A 12,680-nucleotide genomic window follows, 5' to 3' on the forward strand; every position below is an offset into this window, starting at 1 on the left:
GTACTATATAAATTTTATGTCCATTAGATAATGCTAGACGGAAGCTATTTCAATAGCGCAGATTGGGGAGTATTGCTCGGAAGTGAAGGTTGGCTTGCTTGTATGTGTGGTTTGCTGTTTATTGGAAGTTTCTGGCTGGCCTATCGGAAGTCTCGGGACATTGCCCGTGCTTTTCATTCTTAAAATCAACCTATAAGGCGATTGAATTGCTATATTTGCAACCCGGTGTTCAAGGACAGCGGAAGTGCTCTTATCAAAACTTTGTTAATTCGTAAGCTTTAAATGAAGGTTCTCAAATTTGGCGGCACATCGGTCGGCACGGTCGATAGTATCAAACAGGTAATCGGTATTCTTGAAAATAATCTGGCTGAGGGCCAGCAAATCGCTGTTGTTTTCTCAGCCATGGGAGGTGTCACGAACCGCCTTATTGAAATTGGTAAAATGGCTGCGGCAGGAAACGGCGAATATATTGAGTTTCTGAAAGTCGTGGAGGAGCGCCATTTTGTGATTGTACGCGGGCTGATCAATGTAAAAAATCAAAGCAGTACGTTTGCCGCCGTTCGCGGATTGTTCAACGAACTTGGCGATATATTAAAAGGTGTTTCCTGGATTCGTGAACTTTCATCACGCACGATGGATCTCATCATGAGTTTTGGTGAACGCTTATCGACGCTGGTTATTACCGAGGTGCTTAAAAGCAGAGGTGTTGCAGCTGAATTTTGCGATGCGCGCCAGATCATCCGTACCAACGCAACGTATGGTTTGGGGGATGTCAATTTTGAGGTTACCAATCAGCTTATTCTGGAATATTTTGCGAAAGTAAATGCCTTGCAGTGTGTGACAGGTTTTATCGCATCAACCAAGGATGGGATAACCACAACACTTGGCCGAGGAGGTTCGGATTATACCGCTTCCATTATTGGAGCGGCCCTGGATGCAGAGTCTATTGAAATCTGGACGGATGTGGACGGGATGATGACGGCGGATCCGCGCAAGGTGACCAATGCTTTTACCATTCCTTCGATTTCGTATGCAGAGGCCATGGAACTGTCGCATTTTGGTGCCAAGGTGATTTACCCGCCAAGTTTGCAGCCCGCTTTTGCTAAAAATATTACTTTAAAAGTTCTCAATACGTTCAATACAGGCTTTGAAGGCACGTATGTGCAAAAAAATGCCGTTAAAAAGGATTACCCGATCACCGGTATTTCGTCCATCGACGAAATTGCTCTGGTGAATATTCAGGGGAGCGGAATGATTGGCGTGGCCGGTATTTCCGGAAGATTGTTTACGGCTTTGTCCAATAATGCCATTAGCGTGATCCTGATTTCGCAGGCCTCATCTGAGCATTCCATCTGTTTTTCAATTGATCCGAAGGATGCTGCGAAAGCAACCGAGGTGCTGGAAAAGGAATTTGCGTCCGAAATCACTTATGGATATATCGACAGCATTACCATAGAAAAAAGCCTTTCCATCATCGCGATTGTAGGAGAAGGAATGAAGAAAAGTACGGGTGTTTCTGGCAAGCTTTTCTCTGTACTCGGTAAAAACGGTATCAACGTAGTAGCTACGGCTCAGGGCTCTTCTGAGTTGAATATTTCCGTAGTTATTTCAAAAAGTGATTTGTCGAAGGCTTTGAATGCGATTCATGGTGTATTCTTTCACTCTGAAACACGTTCACTCAATTTGTTTATCGTTGGAGTGGGCCTCATTGGTAAAACCTTGCTGGAACAAGTTAGAAACCAGACTAAATATTTAAGAGAAGAGAAATTTCTTAATCTGAATATTGCAGGGCTTTCGAATACCAAGAAAATGCTTCTGGATCCGGATGGAATTAATTCAGAACATTGGAAGGAAAGAATTGATGGCGAAGGTGTGAAAACAAGTTTGCCTGCTTTCGTGCACCGCATGATTGAACTCAACCTTCCAAACAGTGTTTTTGTGGATTGTACTTCGGATAAGGATATTGTTCAGTATTACAATATGTTGCTCGATGCAAGTATATCGGTGGTTACACCAAACAAGGTAGCGAACTCGGGTTCTTATGCCGAGTATATTTCTCTTCAGCGTACGGCTTTAAAACGTGGCGTGAAGTTTTTGTATGAGACCAACGTTGGTGCCGGACTGCCGATTATCAATACGATTCAGGGCCTCATGGCCAGCGGTGATAAATTCCTGAAAATTGAAGCGATTCTTTCCGGGACATTATCCTATATATTCAATTCTTTCGGTCCGGGGATAAAGTTCGTGGATGTAGTGAAGGAAGCCAAAGCAAAAGGATTTACAGAACCGGATCCACGTGATGATTTGAGCGGTGCCGATGTGGCGCGGAAGATATTGATTCTGGCGCGCGAAGTGGGTGTTCCGTTAGAATCCGAGGATGTGAAAGTAGCCCGACTGCTGCCGGAAAACTGCTTGCAGGCACCCACTGTGGAATCATTTTTTGAGGAACTGGTTATTTCGGATAGCTACTTTGCAACCTTACAGGCCAATGCGGAAGCTAATGGTGAAGTGTTGCGATACATCGCAACTTTGGAGCATGGCAAAGCAGTTGTCGAATTACGGACGGTGAACCAGCAGCATCCTTTTTATACCTTGTCTGGCAGCGATAACATCATTTCGTTTACCACAGAAAGGTACAAAGACCGTCCTTTGGTAATCAAAGGTCCGGGTGCAGGCGCCGAAGTGACAGCTTCCGGTGTGTTTGCAGATATTATGAGCATTAGTAGCTATTTGGGATAGAAGGGGTTAAATTGTAGGAAATTTTTCAAAAAAGTCATTTTGGATTATGAGCACAAGAAAAGTTCCTGAATCGGTTGCCAGGTTGACGGAGGAATTTGTCAGTCAGATGAAAGCGCTGTATGGCAACCGGCTTGATAAAGTGATTTTGTTTGGCTCTTATGCGCGGGGCGAAAATACGAAAGATTCCGATGTCGATTATTTAGTCGTCTTGAACGATGACGAAATAAGGGCGCTAAGAGAGATTAGCGCGATATCTGCGGTGACGAGTTTGCTGGGACTTAAATATGACGTTTGGGTTTCCGCTATTCCATTTACGGTAAACCGATTGTCGTCAGGAGAAACGCCATTGGGTCTTAATGTCAATAATGAAGGCATTGTGTTATGAAGGAATTAACACTGACCAGAATTATTTTAAAAGCCGAGGATTATCTTGAAAGCAGTAAATCATCATTCCGAAGTGAATTTTTTAACGCTGCGGTAAATGGTGCGTATTACACTATTTACCATGCCGTACAGGCTTTATTATTCGTTTCGGAGTCAAACACAAAAACGCATAACGGGGCTCATGCAAAATTCAGAGAACTGTATATAAAAACTGGAATTTTGGATAAAACGCTAAATACATGTCTTCAAAGATCTTTTGAAAAAAGACAATTTAGTGACTACGATTATGATGAAGTTCTTTTGGAAGACGCAGAGGAGTCTGTCAATGATGCTGAACTTTTCTTAAATGCAGCCATCCTCTATTTAAAGAAAAATAATTTTTTACAGTGAATTATATAAAAGTCTTTGCTCCTGCCACGGTTGCCAACGTATCCTGTGGTTTTGATATTTTCGGTTTTGCGATTGAAGAGCCTGGTGATGTTGTTGAAATACAGCGTCGAGATGAGCCGGGTGTTGTTATCAAAGATATTTTTGGTGATGAAGGAAGGCTGCCAAGAAAAGCCGAGAAAAATACGGTGACCGGTGTAATGCTTCATTTGCTCAAACATCTTGGAATCAATGATTTCGGATGTGAGGTTACTTTGCATAAAAATATGCCGCTTGGGAGTGGTATGGGGTCGAGTGCGGCAAGTGCCGTGGCTGGTGTTATAGCCATGAATGAGCTGTTGGGTTGTCCTTTATCCAGAACGGAGCTTTTACCCTTTGCGATGGAAGGAGAGCGTATCGCCTCGGGTTCGGCGCACGCGGATAATGTGGGACCTGCATTATTGGGCGGTTTTGTGATTATCAGAAGTTACGCGCCACTGGATATCTTTTCAATTCCTGTACCGAAAGATCTTTATTGTACACTGGTTCATCCGGATATTGAGATTAATACCAAAGATGCGCGCTATATTTTAAGAGACGAAGTTTCTCTGAAAAACACCATTTCACAGATGGGTAATGTGGCAGGACTGGTCGCTGGGCTTATGAAGGAGGATTACGACCTGATAAGCCGGTCGATGGTTGATGTCATTATTGAGCCTGTTCGTTCGATACTTATCCCGGAATTTAACTTCGTTAAACAAGCTGCACTTGACAATGGGGCGTTGGGATGTAGTATCTCAGGCTCAGGCCCTTCCATGTTTGCATTAAGCCGCGGTGTTGACAATGCCAGAAAAGTGGGTGAGGTTATGAAGCAGACTTTTCTTAACGCCGGGATCGAGTCCAGTAGTCACGTATCTTTAATCAATCAGGGAGGGCCGGTAGTTTTGGACCGTAAATAACCTTTCGATAACTTAATATTGAATAGTAATAATTTTTAGTAGCCTTTTTTTAATTTAGAAGTTACAAAATGTAAACTCTCTAAATTAAAAATGGCGATTATGAGTCTACCGACTTACTCTATGAATCTTCCCTGGGTTGATTCTCCGTTTTTCGATCAGGAACTGGAACAATCCACACTCGACAGTACGACCAAAGAGCAGGTAAAACATTATGCGGAAAAGGGTTATCTGATTGTAGATACCGAATTGCCGGAGTCTACATTCGACCGCATTGTAGAGCTTTTGAAACCTCATTATACTTCTCCGAGATTACAGGATGCCTGGAAGATTACCCCATTGGTGAAAGATATTGCAGGTTGTTCGAAAGTATTGGATATGCTGCGGATTTTATACCGGCGGGAACCATTCCCCTTTCAGACTCTTAATTTCCGGGTAGGGTCTCAGCAGAAAACACACAGTGATGCCATTCATTTTTATTCTGTTCCGGAACGGTTTATGTGCGGCGTATGGGTTGCGTTGGAGGATATTGATGAAACCAACGGACCTCTTCATTACTATCCGGGAAGTCAAAAATTGCCATTTTACGATATGTCCGATATAAGTTTATCGGGCTCGAAAGAGCCGGGGGCTTATACGCAGTATCAGGAATATGAAAATTTTGTTCAGAAACTGATGGATGCAACGGGGCAAAAGAAGGAGGTTTTTAAAGTGAAAAAGGGTCAGGCGTTGATTTGGTCAGCCACCTTGTTTCACGGTGGTGAGCCGATTTTAAGAGAAGGGAGCAGCCGGCATAGCCAGGTAACCCATTATTTTTTTTCAGATTGTATGTATTATTCGCCTTTGTGGTCGGATATGCCTGTTGAAAAAATGTTCATGCGCCGGCCTGTGAATATTCTTACGGGTGAAATCATGGAAAATAAATATCTGAATGAGGAAATTATGGGCGGCACGGGGCTGAGTCCTTTTACGGAATATAAACAAAAAATTGAAGGTGGCCTGCGGAAGTTAAAAAGGAGTTTGGCGAAATAAAGGTTAAAAGGTATTGGTCATTTCCTGAACTTTCTGCGTAATTTTAAACGTTATATAAGCCGAAAGCATTAAATTAGAAAATCATGGTTACTGTAAGTGATACTGCGAAGAATAAAATCATAGAATTACGTAAAGCCGACGGTCACGAAGAAGATTATCAGATTCGTGTTGGTGTTTTGGGTGGAGGTTGTTCAGGGTTGACATATAATCTTGAATTCAACTCGGAAACCAATCCTAATGACATGATTTTTGAAGATAAAGGAGTGAAAATTATTGTTGATAAAAAAAGTATTCTTTACCTGGCAGGGACGATATTGGATTTTTCTGATGGACTAAATGGTAAAGGTTTTCAGTTTGTTAATCCAAATGCCACACGTACTTGTGGCTGTGGCGAAAGTTTTGCCGTATAAATTTTAGATTTTGTGGATAATAGTAAAGGCGTTGTGAGTTATCACGGCGCTTTTTTTCATTTTATGCCCAATCAAAAAACACTTGAAGTAGTATATTTTCCTTATTTTATTGTTTTTTTGTGGACGGAAAAAGTGAGGCTTTAAATGATGTTGTTTTAAATTATTCTGGTAATCCAGTGATGAAGCCCAACAGCCGACAGTCCGCCGGCAACATTGATGAACCGTTTTCAACTTTCAATTTTCAACTTTAATCTACATTAATGAAACCAACTCTTTTAATTTTGGCTGCCGGAATCGGAAGTCGTTATGGAGGTATAAAACAACTTGACCAGTTTGGTCCCAATGGAGAAACCATTATAGATTATTCATTATATGATGCCATTCGCAGTGGTTTTGGCAAAGTAGTATTTATAGTCCGGAAAGAAATAAAAGATGAAGCGGAAGCTTTATTTGCTCCGAAGTTAAAAGGGAAGATTGATTACGATTTTGCAATTCAGGGTGTCCAGTCTTATGTACCGGAAGATCTCGGAACTGTTGAGCGCGTAAAACCCTGGGGGACGGGCCACGCAACCTTATGTGCCTGGGATCAAACAGATACGCCTTTTGCAGTAATAAATGCGGATGATTTTTATGGACAGGGAGCGTTTGCTACCATGGCTAATTTTTTGAGCACGGATACCAATGATAAGCAGCACGCGATGATTGGTTATGAATTGAAAAGAACACTTTCGGAAAACGGGACGGTTTCCAGAGGTGTTTGTATTGAAAGAGAAGATCAGAACTTATCGTCGGTGATCGAACGGACGAAGATATTTGAGGAAAACGGGACGATTTATTTTGAAGAGGAAGGAGAGAAAACAGAGCTGGCTCCCGAGACACCGGTTTCGATGAACTTCTGGGGTTTCAAGCCGTCGATGTTCCCGATTACAAAGGAATTGTTCGAAGAATATGCACGTGTTAATTTGAACACACCAAAAGCTGAATTTTACATTCCTACGGTGATGTCATATCTGATTGAGAATGACCTGGGAGACTGCCGCGTATTCCGCAGCTCATCTGACTGGTTCGGGGTTACTTATCCGGAAGATAAACCAAAGGTTCAGGCGTCTTTATCGGCTTTACATGATTCTGGAGAATATCCTCAGAAACTTTGGGAGTAACATCCTGGCATGTGATAAGCTCCTGACTGAAGGAATTATGGATAAAAAAAGAAGTCAACTTTTCGAAAGTTGACTTCTTTGCTTTTATAGCATATCTTGTATAAACTCAGACTTTATTTTTTCAATAAAGCATCCATCATTTTCTCCGCAAGAAACTTGTTGCCTGTTTCGTTCAGGTGAACGCGGTCGGTTGTGAGAATCTCTTTTTCTTTATTGTCAGGATTGTTTTTGGATAAATACTCCTGAAAATATTTTCTAAGATCGCAAACCTGAAGGCTGTGTTTAGCGGCAATATCACGGATGAGCTTCGAGTACTGGTTAAGGTCGCCGTCCTGCATATTGGAGTTATCGTTTTTCTCACCGATTACCGTAGGCGTACACAGGATCACACGGATATTCTGTGCCTTCATTTTTTTGATCAGAGCCTCATAAAACTTAACATATTTGTCAGGATCTGTTCCGGTTCCTGATGAACTTTTGTGCCAAACGTCATTGATCCCTACGTAAATGAAAACGACATCGGGTTTTTTCGACAGCACATCGTCTTCCAAACGTAAATAAAGATCATATACCTTATTTCCTCCAATGCCTGCACCCAGCAGTTCGAATTGTCCGCTCTGGTTATTGGTTTTTAGTGTTTCGGTCATCATGGTGATATAACCCTTCGGACCTACGCCCGCCTGTGTGATTGAATCACCGAAAAAGATAACGCGCAACGGTTTATCCTGGCGCATGGCAAGTAAAGGGAAAGCTACAAGGGCAATTTGTAAAAATCGAAAAATAATTCTCATGGGTTTGAAATGATTAGTTTTTAGAGGAAAAGACAGTCGTATATTAAAATTACCCTTAACGGCTTGGTTCAAATTTGGAGTGTCGGGCAGGGTGTTATTTGATTAATTCAATCTCGGCAATATCCAATGAGTATCGCAATGCAAACGAACGGCCCGGAGACATTTCGGCATGCCAGTGAAGAGGTAATCTGAGATTACGGACAGATTGTTGAATCAGTGCATTTACCAGCAAATGATCCGCGTAAACAGTGCAGGATAAAACTTCTCCGTACAATATCAATTGATCATTCACTTCATTTTCGGGAAGGTAGACTTCTGACGGTGTCCCGCGACTGACGATTTGCCCATTTTCTATCACTAAAACCTGATGCGCCATCCTGAAAATTTCGCCCAGATCATGCGTGACAATGATGATCGTAAAGCCTAGTTTTTTTTGCAGACTTAATAAATATTCCTGCAACCGCCGCCGCATGTGGTGATCCAGTGCTGCCAGCGGTTCGTCGAGAAGCAATAAGTCGGGTTTGCGGACCAGAGCTCTTGCCAAGGCGACACGTTGCTGTTGTCCGCCGGAAAGCTGATGTGGCTTCCGGTCTGCCAGTTGCGTTAACTCAACCGCTTTTAGAAGCTCGTCAACAATGCTGTTATCTGAATTTTTATCCAGGGCAAAAAGAAGATTTTGCCGGACCGTTAAGTGTGGGAACAGAGCATAGTCCTGAAATACAAAGCCAATATTGCGGAGTTGAGAATACTCAGAAACGCGAATGGAAGTGTCCAGCCAGATGTTGCCGGCAAACCTGATATGTCCTGAATTAGGATGTGTTAATCCGGCGATCTGCCGCAATAAAGTTGTTTTTCCGGCTCCGGAAGGTCCTGTAATGGCCGTAATGCTGCCTTGCTCAGCTACAAAAGAAATTTCCATGGGAAGAATTCCGTTGGCTGTTTGTAAGGAATGCCGGATGGAAATATCAAGAACTTTGTCGGACACTTAGCAGGCGGTTGTTGATTGAGTAAACTAAAAGCAAGATAATAAATGTGATTCCAAAAAGTACCAGCGCATATTGATTAGCCCCGGCATAATTCAGCGCCTCGACTTCGTTGTAGATCGCGACCGATGCAACTTTGGTGACACCGGGAATATTCCCGCCGATCATTAAAACCACACCGAATTCGCCCACTGTGTGTGCAAATGTCAGCACGAAAGCCGTTAGTATGGCTGATTTGCAGTTTGGTAAAAGGATTTTATAAAATGTTTCCCAGCGTCCTTTTCCCAGGGTATAGGATGCTTCACGAAGTGACGACGGTAATGATTGAAGACCTGCCCTTAATGGATAAACCATAAAAGGAAGACTGTAAATGACGGAGCCTATGACAAGTCCGGGAAATGAGAAAACAAGTCTTAATCCCAGCGTGCTTTCAATCCAGGAGCCAAACCAGTACGACGGACTGAACGCCAGCAACAAGTAAAAACCCAAAACAGATGGTGGCAGCACCAACGGCATTCCAATAATCGCTTCAACAATACCGCGCCCTTTAAATTTTGCAAAAGCAAGCCAATAAGCCAGTGGCAATGCGATTACAAAAAGAATTGACGAAGTAATGAATGCAAGCCGAAATGTTAGCCAAAGTGGTTGCCAATCCATTTTAATTTTGAATGATAGGATGAGTGAATGATAGAATTATCGCCAGGAACTTAGTTTTTGAGGTTATTTATATCCGTATTTGTTGAAAATGACTTTTGCTTTAGCTGAAAAAAGGAAGTCGTAGAATTTGCGGCTGGTTTCTTTTTTCGGGGAGTTGTCGCTGTGACGGAGTAATAGCGCGGCTTGGGCTATGGGTTTATAGGACGTGGAGTCAACAATAGTATAGTGGCCTTTTCCTTTCATTTCGGGAGCGAGTATAACCGAGAGGGCAGTAAAACCTGCTTCTACTGATCCGGTGGTAATATATTGTGCTGCCTGCGCGATGCTTTCGCCGTAGACAATTTTACTTTTTATGGGTTCCAGTAAATTTTCCCTTTCTAATGCCTGAACAGCGGCTTCACCATAAGGCGCCAGTTTGGGATTGGGAACGGCTACTTTTTTGACTTTGTCGGAATTTAAAATGTTAAGATTTAACTCATTTTCCGGGATGGACAGCGACCATAAGGCCAAGGTTCCATAAGCGTAAATTTTTGGCTTTTCATCGGATCCGCCATTTTTGAATATTTCTTCGGGATATTTTGTATCAGCGGAGACGAAGACGTCAAAAGGCGCACCTTCGCGAATCTGTGCCGTTAGTTTGCCGGACGAGCTTACCACAATTTCAATTTCCTTGCCCGATTCTTTTTCAAATTCAGTTTTCAGTTCTTTCATGACATACTGAACATTGGCGGCAGTGGCCACAATAATCTTCTCCGAGGGTTTCGAGCAACCATTCAGGATAATCAGGATAGGAAGAAATAAGCGTCTAAGGTTCATTTTGCTAATTTAATGGATTGGAGGGAATCTTCAACCAAAAAGCCCTGAAAGGGCGTCCTACCTCAGGATAGGGCAACGCCCTATAATCATTATCCGTGCATATCGACGATCAACACATCCGATCCAATAACCGCAGGGCGTCACCCTGCGCCAAGATAGGACGCCCTTTCAGGGCTTTGTCGGGGAAACTTTTTGTTTGTTCTCTAATCCATTGTGCCCATTGCGGTTAAATATCGTAAATTGCGTCCCATTTTGACCGGCACACCCGGAAATAATAATTAATGCATTAAACAATGATAATAGAAACTGCCCAGCGCACCCGGCAAACGTCCGAGTATTACTTTTCAGTAAAGCTGGCCGAAGTAAGAAAACTGGTAGCCGAAGGACATGACGTGATCAATCTAGGGATTGGAAATCCGGACATGATGCCTTCTGAGCAAACTCTCACAGCACTTTCAGAGGCGGCTTTAAAGCCTCAGGCGCATGGTTATCAACCGTACGTCGGTACTGTCTCTTTTCGGAATGCTATTGCAGAATATTATCAAAGAACCTATGGAGTAAAATTAAATCCGCTTTCTGAAATACTGCCTTTAATCGGCTCGAAAGAGGGGATTACGCATATATCATTGACCTTTTTGGATCCGGGCGACGAAGTCCTGGTACCTGAACTGGGATATCCTGCATACCGGGCGGTAAGCCAGATGGTGGGCGCGACGGTGAAAGAATATCCGTTAAGGGAGGACTTTGGATGGCAGCCCGACTGGGAGGTAATGGCCGGATTGGTTACCCCGCGTACGAAAATTATGTGGCTCAACTATCCCCATATGCCAACAGGTGCACCAGCCACAAAAGAATTGTTTGAAGCAGCCATAGCATTTGCTAAAAAACATAAGATTCTGCTTTGTCATGATAATCCGTACAGCCTGGTTTTGAACAAAAAAGAACCGATCAGTCTGTTGTCGATCGATGGAGCCAGAGAAGTAGCCATTGAGCTTAACTCTATGAGCAAGTCGCACAACATGGCCGGCTGGCGTTTGGGATGGATCGCTGCTGATAAGGCTTATATCGATGCCGTGCTAACGATCAAGAGTAATGTCGATTCCGGTATGTTCTGGGCTTTGCAGGAAGCGGCTGTGGCTGCACTTGGAAATCCTCAGGAATGGCACGATCAGAGAAATGCCGTTTATCAGGGACGTCTGGAAGCATCCGAGGCATTTTTAAGCACAGTTGGCTGTACATGGGATAAGAAACAGGAAGGGATGTTCCTATGGGGTAAATTACCGGATTCTGTCGAATCTGCTGAAAAACTCGTGAACGATCTGTTGGTTCAGAAACATGTATTTATAGCTCCCGGATTTATTTTCGGACCGAAAGGACAGCGTTACATCCGTCTTTCGTTGTGCATGCCAAAGGAAAGGATCTGGGAAGCTGTTGAGCGCCTCAAAAGTTAGACAAATATTTCTTTAAAAAATTCTCATATCCGGTAAGAGTATCTCTTACCGGAAAATTTTCAATATACATGATAATCAGCATTATTGGAGTTGGCCTGCTTGGAGGCTCATTCGCATTATCGCTTCGGGAAAAATACCCGAATATGAAATTTGTTGGCGTTGATCAGTCACTCGTTAATCAAAAAATAGCATTGGCAAAAGGGCTTGTAGATGAAATCATGACCCTGGAAGAAGCTTTGCAGGTTTCTGAACTGAATGTGCTAGCCACTCCTGTTGATGCCATTACCGCCTTATTGCCCAAATTGCTGGACCAACTGCCTGAAGGCCGCACGGTTATGGATTTTGGCTCAACAAAAGAACTGATCTGTCAGGTTGCAGACGCACACCCGAAACGTGCGCAGTTTGTGGCCGTTCATCCGATGGCCGGTACCGAAAACTCAGGACCAGGGGCTGCGTTTAAAGAATTACTGCCGGGGAAAAACGTGATTATCTGTGACAAGGAAAAAAGCAATTCTGATTCATTGACACTGGTTGATACTTTTCTGCGTGATGTTGGCATGAAAATTCATTACATGACACCAGTGGAGCATGATCTGCACCTTGCATATGTGTCACATCTGAGCCACATCAGCTCATTTGCGTTGGGGCTGACAGTTCTGGAAAAAGAACGTGACGAAAAAGCAATTTTCGATATGGCGAGCACCGGTTTTTCTTCAACTGTCCGTTTGGCCAAAAGTTCACCACAAATGTGGGCGCCCATTTTCGATCAGAATAAAATCAATGTTTCAAAAGCACTGGGAGATTATATCGAATTTTTGAAGAAATTCAAGGAAGCCATTGACAGCAAGGACTTAACAACAAGCCTGGATTTTATGTCAAAAGCGAATGATATCGGCAGAATTTTAAGCGGGATTGAGAAAAAGTAAACGATCCGG

13 protein-coding genes are annotated in these 12,680 nt (G+C 43.1%); 9 read left to right on the top strand and 4 right to left on the bottom strand.

The genetic code is table 11. The features are described from left to right. The first annotated feature begins 282 nt into the window (after positions 1 to 282). The 7 genes from thrA (at position 283) to M1L62_RS21790 (ending at position 7,047) form a co-directional block, all read left to right on the top strand. Complete coding sequence (gene thrA / locus M1L62_RS21760) at positions 283 to 2,739, top strand: bifunctional aspartate kinase/homoserine dehydrogenase I (protein WP_254561736.1); 2,457 nt, start codon at positions 283 to 285, stop codon at positions 2,737 to 2,739. Positions 2,740 to 2,785: 46 nt separating this feature from the next. Next, entirely contained in the window at positions 2,786 to 3,124 is a 339-nt protein-coding gene (locus M1L62_RS21765; RefSeq protein ID WP_254561737.1) for a nucleotidyltransferase domain-containing protein, read from the top strand. Then, the gene (locus tag M1L62_RS21770; protein ID WP_254561738.1) at positions 3,121 to 3,513 is read left to right on the top strand and encodes a HEPN domain-containing protein; all 393 of its coding nucleotides are present in this window, start codon (positions 3,121 to 3,123) and stop codon (positions 3,511 to 3,513) included. Before M1L62_RS21765 ends, M1L62_RS21770 begins: the two co-directional genes overlap by 4 nt. Further along, the gene (locus M1L62_RS21775) at positions 3,510 to 4,448 is read left to right on the top strand and encodes a homoserine kinase (protein ID WP_254561739.1); all 939 of its coding nucleotides are present in this window, start codon (positions 3,510 to 3,512) and stop codon (positions 4,446 to 4,448) included. The genes M1L62_RS21770 and M1L62_RS21775 overlap by 4 nt, the downstream gene beginning before the upstream one ends. Before the next feature lie 120 nt (positions 4,449 to 4,568). Continuing rightward, on the top strand, positions 4,569 to 5,477 hold the full coding sequence (locus M1L62_RS21780) for a phytanoyl-CoA dioxygenase family protein (RefSeq protein WP_254561740.1): 909 nt from the start codon (positions 4,569 to 4,571) through the stop codon (positions 5,475 to 5,477). An 83-nt stretch (positions 5,478 to 5,560) separates the two neighbouring features. Further along, positions 5,561 to 5,887: a HesB/IscA family protein gene (locus tag M1L62_RS21785; RefSeq protein WP_254561741.1), complete on the top strand. Its 327-nt coding sequence runs from the start codon at positions 5,561 to 5,563 to the stop codon at positions 5,885 to 5,887. A 260-nt stretch (positions 5,888 to 6,147) separates the two neighbouring features. Further along, positions 6,148 to 7,047, top strand: a complete 900-nt coding sequence (locus tag M1L62_RS21790; RefSeq protein WP_254561742.1) for a nucleotidyltransferase family protein — start codon at positions 6,148 to 6,150, stop codon at positions 7,045 to 7,047. Between the two features lie 113 nt (positions 7,048 to 7,160). Here the strand turns inward: M1L62_RS21790 and M1L62_RS21795 are convergent, their stop codons facing one another. The 4 genes from M1L62_RS21795 to modA all read right to left on the bottom strand — a co-directional run bounded on the left by M1L62_RS21795 (position 7,161) and on the right by modA (position 10,294). After that, positions 7,161 to 7,838, bottom strand: a complete 678-nt coding sequence (locus tag M1L62_RS21795; RefSeq protein ID WP_254561743.1) for an SGNH/GDSL hydrolase family protein — start codon at positions 7,836 to 7,838, stop codon at positions 7,161 to 7,163. Positions 7,839 to 7,932: 94 nt separating this feature from the next. Beyond that, positions 7,933 to 8,823, bottom strand: coding sequence for an ABC transporter ATP-binding protein (locus tag M1L62_RS21800; RefSeq protein WP_254561744.1), 891 nt, complete (start codon positions 8,821 to 8,823; stop codon positions 7,933 to 7,935). Continuing rightward, on the bottom strand, positions 8,804 to 9,478 hold the full coding sequence (gene modB, locus M1L62_RS21805) for a molybdate ABC transporter permease subunit (protein WP_254561745.1): 675 nt from the start codon (positions 9,476 to 9,478) through the stop codon (positions 8,804 to 8,806). Before modB ends, M1L62_RS21800 begins: the two co-directional genes overlap by 20 nt. A gap of 63 nt (positions 9,479 to 9,541) precedes the next feature. Further along, on the bottom strand, positions 9,542 to 10,294 hold the full coding sequence (modA, locus tag M1L62_RS21810; protein WP_254561746.1) for a molybdate ABC transporter substrate-binding protein: 753 nt from the start codon (positions 10,292 to 10,294) through the stop codon (positions 9,542 to 9,544). Between the two features lie 293 nt (positions 10,295 to 10,587). Here modA and M1L62_RS21815 point away from each other — a divergent pair, with 293 nt between their 5' ends. Together M1L62_RS21815 and M1L62_RS21820 are read left to right on the top strand one after the other, a co-directional pair. Beyond that, on the top strand, positions 10,588 to 11,745 hold the full coding sequence (locus M1L62_RS21815) for a pyridoxal phosphate-dependent aminotransferase (protein WP_254561747.1): 1,158 nt from the start codon (positions 10,588 to 10,590) through the stop codon (positions 11,743 to 11,745). 68 nt (positions 11,746 to 11,813) lie between these two features. After that, positions 11,814 to 12,671 carry a prephenate dehydrogenase gene (locus M1L62_RS21820; RefSeq protein ID WP_254561748.1) on the top strand — a complete coding sequence of 286 codons (858 nt, stop codon included), beginning with the start codon at positions 11,814 to 11,816 and terminating at the stop codon, positions 12,669 to 12,671. Positions 12,672 to 12,680 lie beyond the last annotated feature (9 nt).

Source organism: Dyadobacter diqingensis, from assembly GCF_024220585.1.
GTDB classification, from domain to species: domain Bacteria; phylum Bacteroidota; class Bacteroidia; order Cytophagales; family Spirosomataceae; genus Dyadobacter; species Dyadobacter diqingensis.